Origin of the sequence: Kineococcus deserti (genome assembly GCF_050871945.1) — a bacterium.
GTDB lineage: Bacteria > Actinomycetota > Actinomycetes > Actinomycetales > Kineococcaceae > Kineococcus.
This window is the reverse complement of sequence record NZ_JBJLSI010000041.1, coordinates 18,903-39,809: the sequence shown is the minus strand read 5'-3', so window position 1 is coordinate 39,809 and position 20,907 is coordinate 18,903. Positions and strand designations below refer to the sequence as shown.

22 protein-coding genes are annotated in these 20,907 nt (G+C 73.7%); 14 read left to right on the top strand and 8 right to left on the bottom strand.

Annotation, left to right across the window (positions count from 1 at the left end; translation table 11 throughout):
• Positions 1 to 115 (top strand): integrase core domain-containing protein (locus tag ACRYR2_RS22330; protein WP_432563998.1); only part of this gene is annotated, 115 nt, incomplete at its 5' end.
• A 13-nt stretch (positions 116 to 128) separates the two neighbouring features.
• Here the strand turns inward: ACRYR2_RS22330 and ACRYR2_RS22325 are convergent.
• The gene (locus tag ACRYR2_RS22325; protein ID WP_432565094.1) at positions 129 to 563 is read right to left on the bottom strand and encodes a metallopeptidase family protein; all 435 of its coding nucleotides are present in this window, start codon (positions 561 to 563) and stop codon (positions 129 to 131) included.
• An 84-nt stretch (positions 564 to 647) separates the two neighbouring features.
• Here ACRYR2_RS22325 and ACRYR2_RS22320 point away from each other — a divergent pair, with 84 nt between their 5' ends.
• From ACRYR2_RS22320 to glgX, 10 genes are all read left to right on the top strand, one after another.
• Entirely contained in the window at positions 648 to 1,049 is a 402-nt protein-coding gene (locus ACRYR2_RS22320; protein WP_432565093.1) for a DUF3499 domain-containing protein, read from the top strand.
• Positions 1,050 to 1,107: 58 nt separating this feature from the next.
• Positions 1,108 to 1,377, top strand: a complete 270-nt coding sequence (locus ACRYR2_RS22315) for a hypothetical protein (protein ID WP_432565092.1) — start codon at positions 1,108 to 1,110, stop codon at positions 1,375 to 1,377.
• A 32-nt stretch (positions 1,378 to 1,409) separates the two neighbouring features.
• Entirely contained in the window at positions 1,410 to 2,876 is a 1,467-nt protein-coding gene (locus tag ACRYR2_RS22310; protein WP_432565091.1) for a phosphomannomutase/phosphoglucomutase, read from the top strand.
• A complete protein-coding gene (locus ACRYR2_RS22305; protein ID WP_432565090.1) occupies positions 2,876 to 3,061 on the top strand; it encodes a Trm112 family protein in 186 nt (61 codons plus the stop codon). Before ACRYR2_RS22310 ends, ACRYR2_RS22305 begins: the two co-directional genes overlap by 1 nt.
• Positions 3,058 to 4,215, top strand: coding sequence for an SIS domain-containing protein (locus ACRYR2_RS22300; RefSeq protein WP_432565089.1), 1,158 nt, complete (start codon positions 3,058 to 3,060; stop codon positions 4,213 to 4,215). The genes ACRYR2_RS22305 and ACRYR2_RS22300 overlap by 4 nt, the downstream gene beginning before the upstream one ends.
• Before the next feature lie 75 nt (positions 4,216 to 4,290).
• On the top strand, positions 4,291 to 5,334 hold the full coding sequence (locus tag ACRYR2_RS22295) for a sensor domain-containing diguanylate cyclase (RefSeq protein ID WP_432565088.1): 1,044 nt from the start codon (positions 4,291 to 4,293) through the stop codon (positions 5,332 to 5,334).
• 154 nt (positions 5,335 to 5,488) lie between these two features.
• Positions 5,489 to 6,952, top strand: a complete 1,464-nt coding sequence (gene ahcY, locus ACRYR2_RS22290; protein WP_432565087.1) for an adenosylhomocysteinase — start codon at positions 5,489 to 5,491, stop codon at positions 6,950 to 6,952.
• A gap of 67 nt (positions 6,953 to 7,019) precedes the next feature.
• Complete coding sequence (locus tag ACRYR2_RS22285) at positions 7,020 to 7,619, top strand: SGNH/GDSL hydrolase family protein (RefSeq protein WP_432565086.1); 600 nt, start codon at positions 7,020 to 7,022, stop codon at positions 7,617 to 7,619.
• Between the two features lie 12 nt (positions 7,620 to 7,631).
• Complete coding sequence (locus ACRYR2_RS22280; RefSeq protein WP_432565085.1) at positions 7,632 to 7,874, top strand: hypothetical protein; 243 nt, start codon at positions 7,632 to 7,634, stop codon at positions 7,872 to 7,874.
• Between the two features lie 41 nt (positions 7,875 to 7,915).
• Positions 7,916 to 9,949 (top strand): glycogen debranching protein GlgX, encoded by a 2,034-nt coding sequence (gene glgX, locus ACRYR2_RS22275; RefSeq protein ID WP_432565084.1) that lies wholly within the window; start codon positions 7,916 to 7,918, stop codon positions 9,947 to 9,949.
• A 128-nt stretch (positions 9,950 to 10,077) separates the two neighbouring features.
• Here glgX and ACRYR2_RS22270 read toward each other — a convergent pair whose 3' ends face one another.
• Positions 10,078 to 10,890 carry an RDD family protein gene (locus ACRYR2_RS22270; RefSeq protein ID WP_432565083.1) on the bottom strand — a complete coding sequence of 271 codons (813 nt, stop codon included), beginning with the start codon at positions 10,888 to 10,890 and terminating at the stop codon, positions 10,078 to 10,080.
• A 17-nt stretch (positions 10,891 to 10,907) separates the two neighbouring features.
• On the opposite strand from ACRYR2_RS22270, the gene ACRYR2_RS22265 reads away from it, so the two are divergent.
• The gene (locus tag ACRYR2_RS22265) at positions 10,908 to 12,803 is read left to right on the top strand and encodes a S9 family peptidase (RefSeq protein WP_432565082.1); all 1,896 of its coding nucleotides are present in this window, start codon (positions 10,908 to 10,910) and stop codon (positions 12,801 to 12,803) included.
• On the opposite strand, the gene gap is transcribed toward ACRYR2_RS22265, so the two are convergent.
• Positions 12,790 to 13,788 carry a type I glyceraldehyde-3-phosphate dehydrogenase gene (gene gap, locus ACRYR2_RS22260; protein ID WP_432565081.1) on the bottom strand — a complete coding sequence of 333 codons (999 nt, stop codon included), beginning with the start codon at positions 13,786 to 13,788 and terminating at the stop codon, positions 12,790 to 12,792. The two genes, ACRYR2_RS22265 and gap, sit on opposite strands and share 14 nt — an antisense overlap.
• A gap of 241 nt (positions 13,789 to 14,029) precedes the next feature.
• Positions 14,030 to 14,989 (bottom strand): GlxA family transcriptional regulator, encoded by a 960-nt coding sequence (locus tag ACRYR2_RS22255; protein ID WP_432565080.1) that lies wholly within the window; start codon positions 14,987 to 14,989, stop codon positions 14,030 to 14,032.
• Positions 14,990 to 15,013: 24 nt separating this feature from the next.
• On the opposite strand from ACRYR2_RS22255, the gene ACRYR2_RS22250 reads away from it, so the two are divergent.
• Positions 15,014 to 16,012, top strand: a complete 999-nt coding sequence (locus ACRYR2_RS22250; protein WP_432565079.1) for a stage II sporulation protein M — start codon at positions 15,014 to 15,016, stop codon at positions 16,010 to 16,012.
• On the opposite strand, the gene ACRYR2_RS22245 is transcribed toward ACRYR2_RS22250, so the two are convergent.
• From ACRYR2_RS22245 to ACRYR2_RS22235, 3 genes are read right to left on the bottom strand one after another with little or no spacing between them, the layout of a single operon-like run.
• A complete protein-coding gene (locus ACRYR2_RS22245) occupies positions 16,013 to 17,389 on the bottom strand; it encodes an AAA family ATPase (protein ID WP_432565078.1) in 1,377 nt (458 codons plus the stop codon).
• A 7-nt stretch (positions 17,390 to 17,396) separates the two neighbouring features.
• On the bottom strand, positions 17,397 to 18,275 hold the full coding sequence (locus ACRYR2_RS22240) for a serine hydrolase domain-containing protein (RefSeq protein ID WP_432565077.1): 879 nt from the start codon (positions 18,273 to 18,275) through the stop codon (positions 17,397 to 17,399).
• A complete protein-coding gene (locus ACRYR2_RS22235; protein ID WP_432565076.1) occupies positions 18,272 to 18,868 on the bottom strand; it encodes a GNAT family N-acetyltransferase in 597 nt (198 codons plus the stop codon). The genes ACRYR2_RS22240 and ACRYR2_RS22235 overlap by 4 nt, the downstream gene beginning before the upstream one ends.
• A gap of 249 nt (positions 18,869 to 19,117) precedes the next feature.
• Here ACRYR2_RS22235 and trpS point away from each other — a divergent pair, with 249 nt between their 5' ends.
• Positions 19,118 to 20,155: a tryptophan--tRNA ligase gene (gene trpS / locus ACRYR2_RS22230; protein WP_432565075.1), complete on the top strand. Its 1,038-nt coding sequence runs from the start codon at positions 19,118 to 19,120 to the stop codon at positions 20,153 to 20,155.
• 3 nt (positions 20,156 to 20,158) lie between these two features.
• On the opposite strand, the gene ACRYR2_RS22225 is transcribed toward trpS, so the two are convergent.
• Positions 20,159 to 20,866 carry a DUF899 family protein gene (locus ACRYR2_RS22225; RefSeq protein ID WP_432565074.1) on the bottom strand — a complete coding sequence of 236 codons (708 nt, stop codon included), beginning with the start codon at positions 20,864 to 20,866 and terminating at the stop codon, positions 20,159 to 20,161.
• Between the last annotated feature and the right edge of the window lie 41 nt (positions 20,867 to 20,907).

Here is a 20,907-nt window from a genome sequence, read left to right as displayed (position 1 = left end):
CAGCAACGCTGAGCGGGCCGCGGCCCTTGCTCCCTGGCTGGAGCGCTACAACACTCAACGCCGTCACAGCGCCCTCGGTGGCCTGCCGCCGGTCAGCCGCCTGTCACCAACGTGATGGCTGGGTACAGCTAGTCGCTGTAGCGCGGGTCGACGTCCTCCGGGGGGAGCTCGAGCAGGTGCGCGACCTGCTCGACGACCACGTCGGCGACCAGGTCGTCGAGCTCCTCGCCGTCGGCCCGCGTCTCCAGCGGCCGGCGGTAGAGCACGACGCGGGCCGGACGGGACCCGTGGGCGGGGAACAGCCGGCCCAGCGGCACCACGTCGTCCTCCCACGGCGCCGGGTCCGACGGCGGGACGTCCTCCACGGCGAACTCGACCCCGGCCAGCTGCTCGGCCCAGCGCCGTTCCAGCAGCTCCACCGCGTCCAGCACCAGGTCGTCGAAGCGCTCGGCCCGCGTGCGCGCCGCCGGCAGCGAGGCGGGCAGCAGGGGGCCGCGCAACCCGCGGCCGTGCCGGTCGCGGCGTCGGCGGGAGCGGGCCGGAGCCCGGCGTCGGAGGACCACCGGGCGAGACTACCCACGACCGACCACGACACGGCGCGCGCGGCGTGGACTGTGGCACGCGTGGCGGAGAGGTAGCGTGCGCGGGTGACCACCCGCACCCCAGGGACGAACGCCTCCCGCCCGGGAGCCGGCCGCTCCGCCGCGCCCAGTGGCCGTCGCTGCTCGCGGACCGCGTGCGGGAAGGCCGCTGTCGCGACCCTCACCTACGTCTACTCCGACTCCACCGCCGTCCTGGGGCCGCTGGCGACGTACGCCGAACCGCACTGCTACGACCTGTGCGCCGACCACGCCGAGCGGCTCACCGCCCCGCGCGGCTGGGAGGTCGTGCGCCTGGCCCCGGACCTGCTCGAGGCCGCCAAGCACCACGACGACCTCGACGCCCTCGTCGACGCCGTCCGCGACCGGCCCGCGGCCGCGCGCCGGATCGACCCCGACGCCCCCGCCGTGCGCCGCGGGCACCTGCGGGTCATCGCCGAGGAGCAGTAGCCCGTCCGGGTGGTCTGGAACGCCTCAAGTGCGCGCCACGTCCTGCCGATGAACGGGCGTGCCCACCGCCAACGCGCCCCGCGCCTCCCGCCGTCCCCGTGCCGCCCGCACCGCCGTGCCGCTGGGGTCGCTGACCCAGGCCGCGCACCGCGAGACCGGTGTGTGCGGGCACTGCGGCAGCGAGCGCGTCACCCAGCTGTCCATGTCGCTCACCGACGGCACGCCCGTCCAGTTCGTCTCCTGCCACGTCTGCGAGGAGCGCAGCTGGATGTCGGCCGCCGGCCCGCTGACCGTCGACGGCGTGCTGCAGCGCACCCGCAAGCAGTGATCCCGTGGTGACGCCTCGGTAGGCTCACGGACGTGACCGCGCCCTCCGTGAACCTGTCGTCCGTCATCAAGGCCTACGACGTGCGGGGCACCGTCCCCGACCAGATCGACGACGACGTCGTGCGCGCCATCGGCGCGGCCTTCGCGGAGGTCGTCGTCCTGCCCGAGAACCCCGCGGGCCAGGTCCCGCGCGCGGTCGTCGGCCACGACATGCGCCCCTCCTCGCCGCAGCTGTCCAAGGCGTTCGCCGACGGGCTGGCCTCCCGCGGTGTCGACGTGACCCTCATCGGGTTGTGCTCCACCGACGGGCTGTACTTCGCCAGCGGTTTCCTCGGCGTCCCGGGGGCGATGTTCACCGCCAGCCACAACCCCGCCCAGTACAACGGCATCAAGATGTGCCGCGCCGGCGCCAAACCCGTCGGGCAGGACACCGGGTTGTCGGCGATCCGCGACCTCGCCCAGCGCTGGCTGGACGCCGGCGAGGTGCCCACCGGCGGCGGGAACGTCGGCGCCGTCGACGAGCAGGACCTGCTGAAGGCGTACGCGAACCACCTGCGCGGCCTGGTCGACCTCACCGGCGGCCGCCGGCTGAAGGTCGTCATCGACGCCGGCAACGGCATGGGCGGGTTCACCGCCCCCGCGGTGCTCGGCGAGGACGCCGGGTTGCCGGCGCTGCCGCTGGAGGTCGTCCCGCTGTACTTCGAACTCGACGGGACGTTCCCCAACCACGAGGCCAACCCGCTGGACCCCGAGAACCTGCGCGACCTGCAGAAGGCCGTTCCCGAGCACGGCGCCGACCTCGGCCTGGCCTTCGACGGCGACGCCGACCGCTGCTTCGTCGTCGACGAGAACGGCGACCCGGTCAGCCCCAGCGCCGTGACGGCGATGGTCGCCCGCCGCGAGATCGCCAAGGAGATCCGCGCCGGCCGTGAACCCGTGGTGATCCACAACCTCATCACCTCCCGCGCGGTGCCCGAGATCATCGCCGCCGACGGCGGGACACCCGTCCGCACCCGCGTCGGGCACTCCTTCATCAAGGAGCGGATGGCCGAGGTGGACGCGGTGTTCGGTGGTGAGCACTCCGCCCACTACTACTTCCGCGAGTTCTGGTCCGCCGACACCGGCATGCTCGCCGCGATGCACGTCCTCGCCGCGCTCGCCGAACAGGACCGGCCGCTGTCCGAACTCGCCGCGGAGTACGAGAAGTACGTCTCCAGCGGCGAGATCAACTCCACCGTGCAGGACGCCGCCGCCACCACCGAGAAGGTCGTCGCGGCCATCACCGAGATCGCCGCCGCCGAGGGCGAGGAGCTCGAGGTCGACCGCCTCGACGGGGTCACGGTGTTCCACCCGGCCTCTGCGGCGCAACCGATGTGGTGGTTCAACCTGCGGGCCTCGAACACCGAGCCCCTGCTGCGGCTGAACGCCGAGGGCGCCGACGAGGCGACCATGGTCGTGATCCGCGACCGCGTGCTCGAACTGGTCCGGGGAGGGAACTGATGGCGCTGGACGAGTGGGTCCTGGAACTGCTGCGCTGCCCCACCACGGGCGAGCCCCTGGCGCCGGTGCGCATCGACGGCGAGGAGTTCCTGCAGACCCCTTCGGGAATCCGCTACCCCGTGCTCGACGGGGTTCCCGTGCTGCTCGTGGACGCCGCCGTCCACCCCGGGCAGGAGAACTCGTGACCGCGCTCGACGAGACCCTGCTGGCCGACGGTGACGGCCTGGTCGCCGCCGACGTCACCGGGGTGCTGCGCGCGCTGGCCAGCGCCGGCGCGCAGGTGCGCGAGGCGATCGACCTGTCCGCCGAGGCGGGCCTGGCGAAGCTGGCCGACGACGAACGCCCCCGCGCCGTCGTCATCGCGGCCCTGGCGGGCAGTTCCGTCGTCGCCGACATCGTCACCGCGCTGGCCGGGCGGAACTGCCCCGTCCCGGTGGTCGTGCGGCACGGTGGGCCGTTGCCGAGCTGGGTCGGCCCGCTGGACCTGGTCGTCGCCGTCTCGCTGTCCGGCCGCGCGCCGGGCCCGGTCGCGCTGGCCGTCGAGGCCGCCCGCCGCGGGGCGCGGGTCGTCACCGTGGCGGGGGAGGGTTCCCCGCTGGCCGAGATCGGCGCGCGCAACGGCAACGTGCAGGTGCTGCCCGCGCGGGGGGTGCGCGCCGACGGGGGCGACCCGCGCTCGTCCCGCGTCGCGTTGTGGTCGCTGGCCACACCCGTGCTGCTGGCCTGCGACGCGCTGCGCCTGCTGTCGGCGACGGCCACCGACCTGGCCGGTGTCGCCGACCGGCTCGACGCCGAGGCGGAGGCCTCGCGGCCGTGGTCGGAGACGTTCGTCAACCCGGCCAAGGTGCTCGCGCTGGAGGTGGCGGGCAGCGTGCCCGTCGTCCTGGGCGACGGTGACCTGATGGCCGCCGCCGCGCGCCGGTCCGCGGCCATGCTCTCGCGCACCGCGCGGGTGCCCGCCGTCAGCGGCGCCCTGCCCGACGACGCCAGCGAGGTCGTCGCGACGTTCGGCGGCCCCTTCGCCGCCGGCACCGACGACGTGTTCGCCGACCCGTTCCTCGACGGCCCGGCCGGGCCGCGGCTGCAGCTGCTGATGCTGCGCGACGCCCCCTCGGCCGTCTCCGACGTGGACCGCCGGCTGGCCGACGCGGTGAGCACGACGGCCGCGGACGCCGGCGTGCGGGTCTCGGAGGTCGTGGCCGAGCACGGGACCCCCGCCCAGCGGCTGGCCCAGACCGTCGCCCGCACCGACTTCGCCGCGGCCTACCTGGCGCTGGCGTCGGGGATCGACCCGGCCGTCTCGCCGCAGGTGGCCGACCTCAAGGAGCGGCTGGGCTGAGCCGGTGCCCCGCCGGCCCCACCCGACGGGCCGGCACGCCTTGCCGGAGGGGACCGGCGGGGCGAGCATGAGCGCGTGCCCCCGCCTGCACCGCGGTCGCCGGGGCCGCTGGCGGAGGCGGAACGCCTGGCCGCGGTCTCCGACGCCGTGCGCGTCGCGGACGTCACCGACGTCGCCGACGGTCTGCAGCGGCTGGTGCGGATGGCCGCCCGGGTCCTGCACGTCCCGGTCGCCATGGTCTCGTTCATCGCCGCCGACCAGGAGGTCATCCAGGCGGCGGTGGGGCTGCCGGAGCCGTGGGCCACGTTGCGCACCACCCCCCTGACGCACTCCCTGTGCGTCCAGGTGGTCCGCGGGGACGGTCCGGTCGTCCTGTTCGACGCGCGCCAGGATCCCACCTACCGCCAGCACGCGGCAGTGCTGGAGATGGGCGCCGGCGCCTACGCGGGTTACCCGCTGCGCCACGGCGAGCACACGCTGGGCGCCTTCTGCGCCGCCGACTTCCAGCCCCGGCAGTGGTCGACGGAGGACCTGCTGCTGCTGGAGGACCTGTCCGCCGTCGTCTCGACGGAACTGACGTTGCACATCACCGTCCGGGCGCTCGAGGACGTGCGGGGGCAGGTGCAGGAGCTGACCCGCCGGTTGCACCAGCAGTCGCGCACCGACGCCCTGACCGGCACCGCCGACCGGCGACGCCTGGAGGAGGCGCTGGCCGAGCACGGCGCCCGGGTCCAGCGGCACGGCGGACACCTGGCGATGACGCTGGTCGACGTGGACGACTTCCAGCGGGTCAACGACGTCGCCGGGCGCGGGGTGGGGGACGGTGTCCTGGCCGAGGTCGCTGCACGCCTGCAGGTGAGCCTGCGGGTCTCGGACCTCCTCGCGAGGCTGGGCGGTGACGAGTTCGTCGTCCTGCTGCCCGACACCGACCTGGAGGCGGCCGGGCACCTGGCCGAGCGCCTCGAGCAGGTCGTGGCGGACGGTCCCATCGCCGGCTGGGCGGTCACGGTCACCACCGGCACGGCGGAGTACCGGCCCGATCGTGGCGTCGAGCAGCTGTACGCCGACGCCGACGCGGCCCTGCGCACCGGCAGGAGCGCCCGGAGCGGCGGCTCCTGAGGGGTGCTCGGCGGCGGTGCCGTGGGTGGCGACCCGTCCGGGGCCGTCGGCCGACCGCGTACCCTGGACGGTGATCCGGCGTGCGGTGATGCCGTCCACGAGGCCCAGAGGGGCCGCGCCGGGGGAACGTCACTGACCGCACGAGAGGACTGGAATGTCTTTCGAGTACCAGGTCCGGGACCTTTCCCTGGCCGAAGCCGGACGGCACGAGCTGCGTCTGGCCGAGCACGAGATGCCCGGGCTCATGGCGCTGCGCGCCGAGTTCGGCGACTCCAAGCCCCTGACCGGCGCCCGCATCGCCGGTTCGCTGCACATGACGGTCCAGACGGCCGTCCTCATCGAGACCCTCGTCGCGCTCGGCGCGCAGGTCCGCTGGGCCAGCTGCAACATCTTCTCCACCCAGGACCAGGCCGCCGCCGCGGTCGTCGTGGGGCAGGGCACCGTCGAGGAGCCCGCCGGGGTCCCGGTGTTCGCCTGGAAGGGCGAGACGCTGCAGGAGTACTGGGCGCTGGCCGACCGCATCTTCGACTGGGGCACCGACGCCGAGGGTCACCGCGTCGGCCCGAACATGATCCTCGACGACGGTGGCGACGCCACCATGCTCGTCCTGGAGGGCAAGCGCTTCGAGGCCGCCGGCGCCGTTCCCGCGACGACCGGGGAGGACTCCGAGGAGTACGCGGTCGTCCTGGAACTGCTGCGGAAGTCGCTGGCCGAGGACCCGCAGCGCTGGACCCGCATCGCCGAGGGCATCAAGGGCGTCACCGAGGAGACCACCACCGGTGTCCACCGCCTCGCGGAGTACTTCCGCAACGGCGTCCTGCCGTTCCCGGCGATCAACGTCAACGACTCGGTGACCAAGTCGAAATTCGACAACAAGTACGGCACCCGGCACTCGCTCATCGACGGCATCAACCGCGGCACCGACGTCCTCATCGGCGGCAAGACGGCCGTGGTGTTCGGTTACGGCGACGTCGGCAAGGGCTGCGCGGAGTCCCTGCGCGGCCAGGGCGCGCGCGTCGTGGTCACCGAGATCGACCCGATCAACGCCCTGCAGGCCGCCATGGACGGCTACCAGGTCGTCCGGCTCGAGGACGTCGTCGAGACGGCCGACATCTTCATCACCGCCACCGGCAACAAGGACGTCGTCATGGCGTCCGACATCGCCCGGATGAAGCACCAGGCGATCGTCGGCAACATCGGCCACTTCGACAACGAGATCGACATGGCCGGCCTGGCGAGGATCCCCGGGGTCGAGAAGGTCGAGATCAAGCCGCAGGTCCACGAGTGGCGCATCCCGGCGGACGGAGGCGTTGCGGCGCACAGCGTCATCGTGCTGTCGGAGGGCCGGCTGCTGAACCTGGGCAACGCGACCGGGCACCCGAGCTTCGTCATGTCGAACTCGTTCGCCAACCAGGTCCTGGGCCAGATCGAGGTGTTCACCAAGCCCGAGCTCTACCCGGTCGGTGTGCACCGCCTGCCCAAGCAGCTGGACGAGAAGGTCGCCCGGCTGCACCTGGACGCGCTGGGGGTCCGCCTGACCGAACTCACCAAGTCGCAGGCGTCCTACCTCGGCATCGACGTCGAGGGGCCCTACAAGTCCGAGCACTACCGCTACTGAGGCGGTTCCCGGCGCCCGACACCCCTCCCGGGGTGCCGGGCGCCGGCGTTCGGTGTGGACTCGGCCCGTGCTGCGCGTGGGGTTGTTCGGTGACTCCCTGGCCGTCGGCGTGGGCGCGAGCTCCCCGCAGGACGGGCTGGGACCGCGGCTGGTGGCCGACCTGGCCGCGGCGGGGCGAGCGGCGCAGCACCGCGTGTTCGCCGCCTCCGGGGCCCGCAGCGCGGCGCTGCCGGGGCAGGTCGCGGCCGCGGGGGACTGGCCCCACCTGGCCGTCGTCGTGATCGGCGCCAACGACCTGACCCACCTCGTGCCGGTCGCGCAGGCCGTCGCCGACCTCGACGCGGCGCTGCGGGCGTTGCGGGGCCGCGGGATCCAGGTCGTCCTGGTGCCCGCCCCCGACCTCAGCAGCGTCGCGCACGTCCCGCCGGCGCTGCGCGAACTCGTGCGGCTCGCCAGCGCGACCCTGCGCGGCGCGCAGGAGGAGGTCGCCCGCGCGACGGGGGCCCACCTGGTCGACACCTCCACCGCCTCCGCCGCGCTGGCCCGCGACGCGAGCCTGTTCTCCGCCGACCGTTTCCACCCCTCCTCGGCGGGGTACGCCCTCCTGGGGCAGGCGGTCGCCCCGGTGGTGCGCACCGCCGCCCGCGCGGTCGAGGACGCGGCCTGAGAAACTGGCGCCATGAGTTTGGAGGACGCCGCCTCGTGGGCCACCATCGCCGGTGGTGTCGCGGTGATCGCCGCGTTCCTGCGCGGGTGCGCCCTCGTGGCGATGAAGTACCACGCCCGTGAGGTGCGGCGGTGGGAACGCACCGAACAGGGGCTGGACTCCGGCCGGCTGCGGTGGTGGAGCTGGGTCCGCGCGCGCTGGCGGTTGTTGTGGGCGACGGGGCGGTTGCGGACCAGGCGCGAGGCGCAGGACTAGATCGACTCGCGGAATCCGGCGGGAAGCCGCAGGATCGGTGGGTGGACAAGAGCCTTCCGTACCCCCTCGGCGTCACGCTGCGCAGTGATGACGCCGGTGGCGGGTTGAACGTCGCCGTGTACTCCGAGACCGCCGACGCGGTGGACGTCGCCGTCTTCGACGAGGACGGTGCCGAGACGAGGCACCGGCTGCCGAACCGGACGGGGCACGTGTTCCACGGCATCGTCCCCGGCGGTGTGGGCACCCGCTACGGGTTCCGCGTCCACGGCGAGTGGGAACCCGGGGAAGGGTTGCGGCACAACGCCGCGAAACTGCTGCTCGACCCGTACGCCAAGGCCGTCGAGGGCCAGTGGGGCGCGGGGGAGGAGACGTTCGGTCACCTCTTCGACGACCCCGAGGCGCGCAACGACGCCGACTCCGCCGGTTCCGTCCCGCGGTCGGTCGTCGTCGACCCCGCCTTCGACTGGGGCGGCGACACCCGGCCGCACGTCCCGATGGCCGACACCGTCGTGTACGAGGTGCACGTCAAGGGCTTCACGAAGCAGCACCCCGACGTGCCCGAGGAGATCCGCGGCACCTACGCCGGGATGGCCCACCCCGCAGCGGTCCAGCACCTGCTCGACCTCGGTGTGACGAGTGTGGAACTCCTGCCCGTTCACCAGTTCGTCCAGGACTCGCACCTGGCCGAGAAGGGGCTGCGCAACTACTGGGGCTACAACTCGATCGGGTTCTTCGCCCCGCACAACGAGTACAGCGCCTCCGGTGACGGCGGGCAGCAGGTCCGCGAGTTCAAGGAGATGGTCAAGGCCCTGCACGCGGCGGGTCTGGAGGTCATCCTCGACGTCGTCTACAACCACACCGCCGAGGGCAACCACATGGGCCCGACGCTGTCGCTGAAGGGCATCGACAACTCCTCCTACTACCGCGTCGTCATGGAGGAGCCGGAGAACTACTTCGACACCACCGGCACCGGCAACAGCCTCAACGTCTCGCACCCGGCCGCGCTGCAGCTCATCATGGACTCGCTGCGGTACTGGGTGACCGAGATGCACGTCGACGGGTTCCGGTTCGACCTGGCCACGACGCTGACGCGCCAGTGGGGCGACGCGCACGTGCACTCGGCGTTCCTGGACATCGTCCACCAGGACCCGGTCCTCGCCTCGGTCAAGCTCATCGCCGAACCGTGGGACACCCAGGGCTACCAGGTCGGCGGGTTCCCGGCCGACTGGTCGGAGTGGAACGGCAAGTACCGCGACGACGTCCGCGACTTCTGGCGCGGGCAGGGTTCGCTGGGCGCGCTGACCCAGCGGATCACCGGCAGCCCCGACGTGTACGAGGCCGACCGCCGCTCGCCGTTGTGCAGCGTGAACTTCCTCACCGCCCACGACGGGTTCACGCTCGCCGACCTCACGGCCTACGACGAGAAGCACAACGAGGCCAACGGCGAGAACTCCCAGGACGGCGAGAGCGACAACCGGTCGTGGAACTGCGGCGCCGAGGGCGAGACCGACGACGAGGGCGTCAACGCCCTGCGTGCCCGGCAGCGCCGCAACCTGCTGACGACGCTGCTGCTGAGCGCCGGTGTCCCGATGCTGCTCGGCGGTGACGAGTTCGGCCGCACCCAGGGCGGGAACAACAACGCCTACTGCCAGGACGACGAGATCTCCTGGTTCGACTGGAAGAACCGCGACGAGGCGCTGCTGGAGTTCACCCGCGAGCTGCTCCGGCTGCGGCGTGAGACGCCGGCGTTGCGGGCCTCCTGGTACCGCGGCAACGGCCTGGACGGCTCGCCCGACGCCGTCCTGTCGCTGCGCGCCGACGGTGAGCCGATGCGGCAGGAGGACTGGGACGACGCCAACGCCCGCGCCTACGCCGTGGAGTTCAGCGCGCAGGACTCGGCGACGGTGCTGCTGCTGGTCAACGGGGCCGCCAACCCCGTCGAGTTCACGGTGCCGGAGGCGCCGGCGGGCCGGTGGAAGCTCGTGGTGTCCTCCGACCCGCAGCAGGAGGTGGGCCGGGAGGTTTCCGAGCTGCTCGTCGGGGAGTGGTCCACGACGGTGCTGCGCTCGGCCTGAGCGCGGGGCACCGTCCGGCAGAAGTGCCTGATCACGACAGTGCTTGATCACGGCGGGGGCCTCACCCTCGTCGTGATCAAGCACTTCGGTGATCAAGCACTTCTGGGGCCGGCGGCAGGGCTGGAGGCTCAAGCGCGGCCGATGGACCGCTCGAGGTCGCGGGTGCGGGCCTCGCGGCGTTCCATCCGCACGAACTCCCGGTCGCGGCGCTCGACGAGGACCGCGACGAGGAAGCGCTCGGGGTCGGTTCCGGCGGGCGGGGGCGGGGACACCCGCGCCACGAGGGCGTCGGCGAGTTCGGCGCCGAGCGCCGACCGCGAGCCGGGGTTGAGGGTCGCCGTGCGGGCCAGGAACTGGCGGGCGGCGGTGACCGTCGCCTGCGGGAGCCGGCCGATGTCCGCGGTGCGGGCCCAGCCGGCCAGTTCCGGCGGCATGGGCGGCAGCGGGACGTGCCGGGCGGCGGTGCGTTCGCGCACGACGTAGGTCCCGGCGAGCAGGTCGCCCACGCGCTTGCCCCGGGAGTTGACCAGGGAGCAGATGATGGCGGGGCTGCCGACCAGCGCCCACAGCTCGAACAACCCGACGACGGCGCGCACCAGGCTGTGCCGGAACCGGACGGGGCCGCCGTCGTCGCGCACGGCCCGCACCCCGAGGGCGAGCTTGCCCAGCGAGCGCCCGCGGGTGGCGGTCTCCACGGCCGTCGGGATGCCGATGAGGCACAGCGCCGACAGGGCCACGCCGATGGCCGCCACCGCGGCCTCGTCGGCCTCGTTCAGCAGCGTGGAGGAACCCCACAGGGCGGCGGCGAAGACGATCAGCACGACGACGGCGTCGAGGGCGGCGGCGAGCATGCGCGAGGCGAAGGAGGCCGCCCGCAGCCCGAGCACGACGGCTTCGCCCGTGACGATCTCACCCACGGGTTCGCCGGACGTCGCGCTCACGGGTCTACCGTAACGGCGTGACCCCTCACGGAGCCTGGCCGTCCCCCTTGAGCGCGCAGGCCGTGGCGGCGGCCGGGTTGCGGTTGTCCGGTGTCGCGCTCGAACCGGACGGCACCGTGTGGTGGGCCGAGGGCCGGCCCGCCGAGGGAGGCCGGGTCGCGGTCCTGCGGCGCACGCCCGACGGGGCGACCCGCGAGGTCGCACCGGGGCTGGACGCCCGGACCCGGGTCCACGAGTACGGCGGTGGGTCCTGGGGGCTGGTGCCCGGTCGCGGGCTGGTCGTGGCCTCGGCCCTGGACCAGCGCTGGTTCCACGTGCCCTCCCCGGGCGCCGACCCGCAACCCCTGACACCTGCGGACGGCGTCCGCCACGCCGACCCCGCACCCGTGGGCGACGGTGTCGTGCTGGTGGCCGAGGACAACGGCGGCGACGTGCCCCGTCGGGCCCTCGTGCACGTCCCGCTGGACGGGTCCGGCCCGCGCGAACTGTTCAGCGGCCCGCGGTTCCTGGCCGCGCCGCGCGTGTCCCCGGACGGGACGCGCCTGGTGTGGATCAGCTGGGAGCACCCCGACATGCCCTGGCAGCGCACGCTGCTGTGGACCGCGCGGCTGGAGGGTTCCGGGCTGGGCGACGTGCGGGTCCTGGCCGGGCAGGACCGCCGCGAGTCGCTGGTGCACCCGGGGTTCGCCCCGGACGGCACGGTGCTGGTGGTCAGCGACCGCAGCGGGTTCTGGAACCTGTACGAGGTCGGCGAGGAGTTCCGGGCGGTGCTGCCCGAGGACGCCGAGCAGGGTTTCCCGCCGTGGACGTTCGGTTCGACGTCGTGGGCGGCGCTGGACGACGACCGGATCGGGTTGGTCCACGCCTCGTCCGACGGGGTGGAGGTGGGGTACCGGCTCGACGTCGTGGACCGCCGCACCGGCGTGCTGGAACCCCTCGACCTGCCGTACACCGCCTACGCCCCCACCCTCGCCGCGGCCGGTGGGCGCCTCGCCGCGATCGCCGCGTCCCCGACCGCCCCGGCGGCCGTGGTGGTCGTCGAGGGAGGCGACGTGGAGGTCGTGCGTCCCGCGGCGCAGGCGCCGGACCCGGCGTACCTGCCCGTCCCGCAGGCGGTCTCGATCCCCAGCAGCGGGGGCCGCACGGTGCACGCGCACCGCTACCCGCCGACGCACCCGGACCACCCCGGCGACGAGCCCGCCCCCCACGTGCTGTTCGTGCACGGCGGTCCGACGGCGCAGTCGCAGGCGGCGTACTCGCCGGAGACCGCGTACTTCACCTCCCGCGGCATCGGTGTCGTCGACGTGCAGTACGGCGGGTCGACGGGGTACGGCCGTGCCTACCGCGAGGCCCTGGACGGGAACTGGGGGATCGTCGACGTCGAGGACTGCGCGGCGGTGGCGCGCTGGCTGGTCGCCGAAGGTCTCGCCCCGGCGGGGCGGGTCGGCATCCGCGGCGGCAGCGCCGGGGGTTTCACGGTGCTCGCCTGCCTCACCGGCACCGACGCGTTCTCCGCCGGGACGTCCTACTACGGGGTCGCGGACCTGCGGGCGCTGGCCGAGGACACCCACGACTTCGAGTCCCGCTACCTGGACTCCCTGGTGGGTCCGCTGCCGCAGGCCGCGGAGGTCTACGCGCAGCGGGCGCCGCTGAACCACGTCGACGACCTGTCCTGCCCGGTGCTGCTGCTGCAGGGCGCCGACGACCCCGTGGTGCCCCGTTCGCAGGCCGAGGCGTTCGCCGACGCGCTGCGGCGCAAGGGGTTGCCGCACGCCCTGGTGGTCTTCCCCGGTGAGCAGCACGGGTTCCGGCGGGCCGAGAACGTCGTCGCCTCGCTGGAGGCGGAACTGTCGTTCTACGGACAGGTCTGGGGTTTCGACCCGCCGGGGGTGCCGCGGCTCAGCGTGCGCTGAGCAGTTCCAGGGTGTCGACCACCCGTTGGGAGAAACCCCACTCGTTGTCGTACCAGGCGACGACCTTGACGTGCCGGCCGTCGACGCGGGTGAGGGCGGAGTCGAAGATCGAGGAGTGCGGGTTCCCGGTGATGTCGCTGGAGACCAGCGGTTCGGTGGAGAACTCCAGGATCCCCCGCAGCGCACCGTCGGCGGCGGCGCGGTAGGCCTCCAGGACCTCCTCGCGGGTGACCTCGCGCGAGACCGTCGTGTTGAGCTCCACGATCGACCCGACGGGGACGGGAACGCGGATCGAGTCGCCGGACAGCTTGCCGTCCAGCTGCGGCAGGACCAGCCCGATGGCCTTGGCGGCGCCCGTGCTGGTCGGCACGATGTTCACCCCGGCGGCGCGGGCGCGGCGCAGGTCGCGGTGCGGGCCGTCCTGCAGGTTCTGCTCCTGGGTGTAGGCGTGGACGGTCGTCATGAACCCGTGCTCGATGCCCGCGAGGTCGTCCAGGACCTTGGCCAGCGGGGCCAGCGCGTTCGTCGTGCAGGAGGCGTTGGAGACGACGACGTGCTGCTGCGCGTCGTAGGCATCGGTGTTCACGCCGTAGGCCAGGGTGACGTCGGCGCCGTCGGCGGGCGCGCTGACCAGGACCTTGCGGGCGCCGGCGGCCAGGTGCGCCTTGGCGGCCTCGGCGGAGGTGAACCGTCCCGTGGACTCCAGGACGAGGTCGACGCCGAGCTCGGCCCACGGCAGGTTCGCGGGATCGCGTTCGGCCAGGACGCGGATGGTCGCGCCGTCGACGACGAGGTCGGAACCGGAGACCTCGACGGTGCCCTGGAAGCGGCCGAGCGAGGAGTCGTGGCGCAGCAGGTGCGCGAGGGTCGTGGGTGCCGTCAGGTCGTTGACCGCGACGACCTCCAGGGAGCTCGCGCGGGAGAGCAGGGCGCGCAGCGTGTTGCGGCCGATGCGGCCGAATCCGTTGATGGCGATCCGTGTCATGGCTCCAGCCTCCGGTGCCGGCGCCGTGCGGAACAGTGGCGGGAACGCCATGGTCCGCAAGCATCTCGCCACTCCGCCGCGCGCCGGGGGTGGTGGCGCGCGGTGAGCGCGCGCTCGTTGACCGCGCGCGCGGTGACATCGCGCTCGAACGCGGCGCGCCGGGGGTGGTGGCGCGCGGTGAGCGCGCGCTCGTTGACCGCGCACGTGGTGACATCGCGCTCGAACGCGGCGCGCCCGGGGTTCAGGGGGCGAAGGTGCGCCGGTACTCCAGCGGCGAGGTCCGCAGGATCCGCTGGAAGTGCAGCCGCAGGTTCGCCCCCGTCCCCAACCCGACCCGGTCGGCGATCTGCTCCACGCCGAGGTCGGTGCGCTCGAGCAGTTCGCGGGCGGCGTCGACGCGGGCCCGCAGCACCCACTGCATCGGGGTGTACCCGGTGTTCTCGACGAACCGGCGGGAGAAGGTGCGCGCCGACACGCGTGCGTGCCGGGCCAGCGCCTCCAGGGTCAGGGGGTCGTGCAGGTGCGCCAGCGCCCACTCCCGGGTGCCGGCGAAGACCTCCCCGGCGCCCTCGGGCACGCTGCGCGGGACGTACTGCGCCTGCCCGCCGCTGCGGTACGGCGCGGCCACGAGCCGGCGGGCGACGTGGTTGGCGGCGCCGACACCGTGGTCGCGGCGCACCAGGTGCAGGCACAGGTCGATCCCGGACGCCGCGCCCGCCGAGGTCAGCACGTCGCCCGCGTCGACGAACAGCACGTTCTCGTCGACCGTGACGCGCGGGTGCTGCGCGGCCAGCTCGCGCGTGTAGTGCCAGTGCGTCGTGGCGCGCCGGCCGTCCAGCAGCCCGGTCGCCGCGAGCGCGAACGCGCCCGTCGAGATCGCGGCCAGCCGGGCGCCGCGGGCGTTGGCGGCCACCAGCGCCTCGACGACGGCGGCCGGCGGTGCGGTCCCGGCGGGATCCCGGTAACCGGGGACGAACACCGTCTGCGCCCACTCGAACGCCTCGAGCCCGTGCTCGACGGCGTACGACAACCCGTCCCCGCCCCGGACGGGCCCCGGCGCCGCCCCGCAGACCCGCACCTCGTAGGGCATGCTCGGCCGGTTGGAGAAGACCTGGGCGGGGATCCCGACGTCCAGCGGTTTGGCGCCCTCGAGCACCAGCACCGCGACCCGGTGCAGGTCGTGGTGGAGGTCGGGGGTCACCGGCCGGACGTTAGCCTGTCGTGCGTGGACGTCGACGCCTTCAGGGCCGTGCACGAGCACGAGTGGGCACGGCTGCGCACGCTCGTCGCGACCCGCCACCTGAACGGCTCGCAGGCCGACGAGCTCGTCGTGCTCTACCAGCGGACGGCCACGCACCTGTCCGCGCTGCGGTCGGCGCAGTCCGAGCCGGTGCTGCTGGACGAGTTGTCGACGCTGCTGGTGCGGGCCCGGGCCCGCCTGACCGGTTCCCGGTACACCGCCTGGCGCCAGGTCGTGCACTACTCGACGCGTGGCCTGCCGGCGGCGTTCTGGCGGTTGCGGTGGTGGACGACGGGGGCCGCGGCCTTCACCATCGTGCTGGCCGTCGTCTCCGGGTTCTGGATCGTCGGGCACCCGGCGGCCCAGGCCAGCCTGTTCGGCTCCGACGAGAACATCCGCCAGCTCGTGCAGTCCGACTTCGAGGGCTACTACTCCGAGTACGACCACGCCTCGTTCGCCGGCCGGGTCTGGACCAACAACGCCATGGTCGCCGCGACCTGCATCGCGCTGGGGATCGCCGGGGTCCCGATCCTGTTCTCGCTCACGCTCAACGCCGTGAACGTCGGCCTGCAGGGCGGTCTGCTCATCGAGCACGGCCGCGGGGAACTGTTCTTCGGGCTGATCCTGCCGCACGGCCTGCTGGAACTCACGGCGGTCTTCGTGGCCGCCGGCGCCGGCTTGAAGCTGTTCTGGGCGTGGGTGTCCCCGGGGCCGCGCACGCGGTCGCAGTCGCTGGCCACCGAGGGCCGGGCGATGATGGGGGTCGCGCTGGGGCTGGTCGTGGTGCTGTTCGTCTCCGGTCTCATCGAGGGTTTCGTCACGCCGTCGGGACTGCCGACGTGGGCGCGCATCGGCGTGGGCTCGCTGGCCCTGCTGGCGTTCTGGCTGTACTGCCTCCTCCTGGGCCGGCCGGCCGCGGCGGCGGGGGAGACCGGTGACCTGGAGGAGCGCTACGCCGGCGACGGCGTTCCCGTCACCGGCTGATCAGCTCGAGGACCCCAGCAGGCTCCGGGTCAGCTGCTCGGCGTCGGACAGGAGTTCGTCCAGGGCGGTCCGCACGTCGGCGTCGGTCACCTCGTGCCCGGCCTCGGCGCCGACCAGCACCGCCCGGCGCAGCAGTTCCTTGGCGAAGCTCGCGGTGACCCCCTCGGTGCGCTCGGCGGCCAGCCGCAGCACCTCGTCGGTGACCGGCAGTCCCCGCGCGTAGAGCTGGAACAGCGCGTACCGGGCCTCGGTGTCCGGCAGCGGGACCTCCACGGCCAGGTCCACCCGCCCCGGTCGCTGGGCCAGCGCCCGTTCGAGCAGGTCGACGCGGTTGGTCGTCAGCAGGAACGCGACGTCGGCGTCGCCCTCGAGCCCGTCCATGGCGTCCAGCAGCTGGAACAGCAGGGGGCGCTCACCGGGGTGGACCCCGCGGTCCTCGGCGACCAGGTCGCAGTCCTCCAGGACGACGATCGCCGGCTGCATGGCCCGGGCCAGGTGGGCGGCGGTCGAGACGAACGCGAGTGACTGCCCGGCGAGCAGGACGACGGTGCTGTCCCGGGCGCGGGAGACGAGGTGCCGGACGGTGAGGGTCTTGCCGGTGCCGGGCGGGCCGTACAGCAGGACACCGCGCTTGAGGTGCTGGCCGGAGCGGCCCAGCCGTTCGGCGTGCTCGCCGACGCCGACGACGTGCCGGGCGATGCGGTCCAGCGCACCGGCGGGCAGGATGACGTCGTCCGCGCCGACGCCGGGCCGGTGCAGGAAGGTGATCCCGGCGTTGCTGTGGTGCTCGAACGGCGACCCGGAGAACGACAGCACCTGGCCCCGCAGGACGCTGTGCTGGACCATCAGCCGGCGGACCTCGGCGATGAAGTCGGCGACGACCCCCTCCGCGGTGCCGGCCACCTCCATCCCGGACGGGTAGCCGCCGTGCGGGTGCGACTTGCGCTGCAGGACGGCCAGCGGCTGCCCCCCGAAACGCAGCAGCCGCACCCCGAAGGAGATGGCCCGCCGGGTGCTGTCCGGGCCGGTCGGCAGGTTCACGCGGTCCACCGCGCCCAACCCGAACCGGCCGTAGTGCCCCGCGAAGAAGTCGGAGAACCCCTGGTGGACGCGCTGGTCACCCCCGCCGATGCCGACGACGCGCTCGTCCCCGCCCCGTTCGCCCAGCAGCGTCAGGGCGATGTCGAGGTCGACGAACTGGTGCTCGGGCACCTCCTCGCGCACGACCGGGACCTGCTGCGCCGCGAGGCCGAGGTGCTCGGAGACGACGTCCCCGATCTGCGGCCCGCCCTCGTCGGCGTCGACCCGCGCCGAGTGCACGACCTCCTCCAGGAAGGTGCGGACGGAGCGGGCGAGCTCGCGGGTCTGGGGGTCCATGCGGGGATCATGTCGGCGGCATCAGCCGCCGCGCCACCCACTTCCGGTAACCCGACAGGTCGACGAGCCGGCGGTCCGGGTGGACGCGGTTGGTCAGCAGGACCAGGCAGGAACCGCTGCGCGGGTCCAGCAGCAGCGAGGTCCCGGTGAACCCGGTGTGCCCGAGGTGGTGCGGTGCCGGCATCCACGCCGGGTCGCCGACGCGCAGCGCCGCACCCGCCGTCAGCGAACCGTCCAGGAGCCCCCGCCCCAGCGCGTGCACCTCCTCGGCCGTGCCGAACAACCCCGCGTTGCCGGCCGGACGCTGCAGCGACCGGGCGAACTCGTCGTGCACGACACCGCGCGGCACACCCGTCTCCGTGGCCAGCACCGGCCCGGTGACGGGCCCGAACACCGGCCCCGGCGGCGCGAACTCCTCGACGAGGGAGTCCAGCCCCTGGCCCGTCGCCTCCTCCAGCAGGTGGCCGAGCGTCACGAAACCGACGCAGGAGTAGCGGAACACCTCACCGGGTGCGGACTGCAGCGGGGCGTCCAGGGCGCGCTGCAACCGTTGCGCCGGTCGCAGGTCGGTGCGCCGCCACACGTCCGAGACGGCCGGCGACCCCGACGTGTGGGCCAGCAGGTGCGCGAGGGTGAAGCCCCGCGCGGTCGGCCGCTCCAGGTCGACCGCGCCGACCTCGGCCAGGGCGTGCGTGACGACCGCGGTGTACACCTTGGTCAGCGAGGCCAGGTCGACACGGGTGTGCGGCGTGACGGGGGCCGGGTCGTCGAACGCGAGGGTGCCGACGGCGGCGCGCTGCACTCCGTCCGGGCCGGAGAACACCGCCGTGGCACCGGAGAACAACCGGTCGCGCAGGCCGGCGGTGAGGGCGTCGGCGAGGGTCACGCCGACAGCGTGTCAGTTCCCGCGCGGAGCATCGCGACGGCGCCGTCGTGCCCGACGGCTCCCACCGCGCGGAAACCGTGCCGCACGTACAGGCGGGCCGCGGCGGGCGAGGTGCTCTCGAGGTAGGCCGTCGCGCCGGCGGCGTCCAGCTCCCGCAGCCGGTGCGCCAGCAGCGCCGAGGCGACCCCGCGGCCCTGCGCCGCCGGCCGGACGGCGATGTCGGCCAGGTACCAGTGCGGGGTCGTGGGGCGGTGCGACTCCAGGTCCGCGACGGCGCGCACCGTCCGGACGAGCTGGCGCGGACCGAGCGCGCGCAGCAGGCGGGGGAGTTCTCGCAGCCACCACGGCACGGACGGCGGGCGGGGGTGCTCGTCCCACAGGGCGACCCCGACGACGCGGCCGTCGGCGTCCCGGGCGACGTCGACGGCACGTGTCGTCCGGACCAGGGCGGTGAACCACCGGCGCAGGGTCCGCGGCCGCCGCCGGCCGAGGGGGACCAGGCCCGCCACGACGGGGTCGTCGGCGAAGGCCAGTGCGAGCACCTCGGCGGCGGCATCGACGGTGGACGGGGTCAGGGCGCTCACGCGCGTCATCGGGGATCTCCTCGGTGGTCGGACCCCAGCATGGTCGACGGTCGCGGGCCGTCCGCCGGGGGTGTGCCCCCGCGTGGACCCGGCGGGAAACCCGTGGTGGACCGGCGCGCACCGGCGTACGGTCGGACGGTGCTGACGATCCCGTGCACCTGGTGGCAGTCGCTGTAGCGGCTGCGACCAGACCTGTCCCGAGCCGCCCGTGGCGGCTCGAACCGTGCACCGGGTGGCTCCTCGTCCTGAGGAGTTCCCGTGCCCACCACTGCCACCGCCCAGCACCGAACCGCCGAGCTCGAGGCCCGGATCGCCACCGACCCGGGCGGTTTCCGCGTCCTCACCGGCGACCGCCCGACCGGCCCGCTGCACCTGGGCCACCACCTCGGGACCCTCGCCAACCGCGTCCGGCTGCAGGACGCCGGGGTCGAGGTGTTCGTGGTGATCGCCGACCACCAGGTCGTCACCGACCGGGACGTGGCCGGTGACCTGCGCGGCAACGTGCGGGAGGTGCTGCTCGACCAGCTCGCCGCGGGCCTGGACCCGCGGCGCACGACGTTCTTCACCCACAGTTCCGTGCCCGCGCTCAACCAGCTGCTGCTGCCGTTCCTCAGCCTCGTGACGGTCGCCGAACTCCGGCGGAACCCCACCGTGAAGGCCGAGGCGGCCGGAGGCCGTCCCATGAGCGGGCTGATGCTGACGTACCCGGTCCACCAGGCGGCCGACGTCCTGTTCTGCGGTGCGAACCTCGTCCCCGTGGGCCGCGACCAGTTGCCGCACCTGGAAACGACCCGCTCGGTGGCCCGGAGGTTCAACCGGCGGTACGGGCAGGTGTTCGCCGAACCCGAGGCGCTGCTGTCCGCCGTGCCGCTGCTGCTGGGCACCGACGGGGCGAAGATGAGCAAGAGCGCCGGCAACGCGATCCCGCTGCGTGCCTCGGAGGACGAGACGGCGCGCCTGATCCGTTCGGCGAGGACGGACGCGCACCGCCGCACCACCTACGACCCGGCCGCCCGGCCCGAGGTCTCCAGCCTGCTGCTGACGGCGTCGGTGTGCACGGGAGTTCCGCCGGAGGTGCTCGCCGACGAGATCGGCGACGGCGGGTCGGAGCAGCTCAAGCGCGTCGTCACCGAGGCGGTCAACGAGCACCTGCGGCCGTTGCGGGAACGCCGACGGCAGCTGTCCGGCGCCGACGACCACCTGCGCGAGGTGCTGGCGCGGGGGAACCGGCGGGCGAACGCGATCGCCGACGACACGCTGCGGACGGTCCGGGAGGCGATGGGGATGTCGTACTGAGGCTCAGCCGGCGTACTCGTCGTGCAGTCGCCACCACGTGTAGGGCTCACCCTGCGGGCGCCCGGCCGGGGAGTCCTCCCACCGTTCCTGGCGTCCGAACGGGGTCAGGTCCAGCAGGGACCAGACGGTGCCGACGTTCTCGATGCCCCGCCAGTTCAGGAAGTAGGTGCGGAAGACGTCGTCCCCGTCGCGCAGGAAGACGTTGATCCCGAAGTACTCCGACACCCCGAAGTCGTCGCTGAACCCGTCGATCGTCGTCGCGAACGGCAGGTTCCACCCCATCCGGCGCTGGTAGCTCTGCACCAGTTCCTGCGGTGCCGCGGTGACCAGGGCCAGCGAGGTGTCGCGGGCGGCCAGGTGCGCCGGGTGGGCGAGGTTGTCGGCGAACATCGAGCACCCCTCGCACGCGGCGTCCGGCCAGTTCTCGACGTCGGGGGCGTAGAAGAACCGGTAGGTGATCAGCTGACGACGGCCGTCGAACAACCCCAGCAGGGTCGTCTCCCCGTCCGGCCGGACGAAGCGGTAGTCGCCCCGGACGGCCGTCATCGGCATGCGCCGCCGACGGGCGGCCAGGGCGTCGCGCGCGCGGGTCAGTTCCTTCTCGGTGACCAGCAGTCGCTCGAGTTCGCGGTACCAGGTCGCCTCGTCGACGACGTCGGGCAGGCTCGGGTGCTCGGCCCGGGTCGACGGTGCGGGCACGGGTTCCCTCACGGTGGCTCCTCCCTCGACTCGGCAGGTGCGACCAGGTTCGC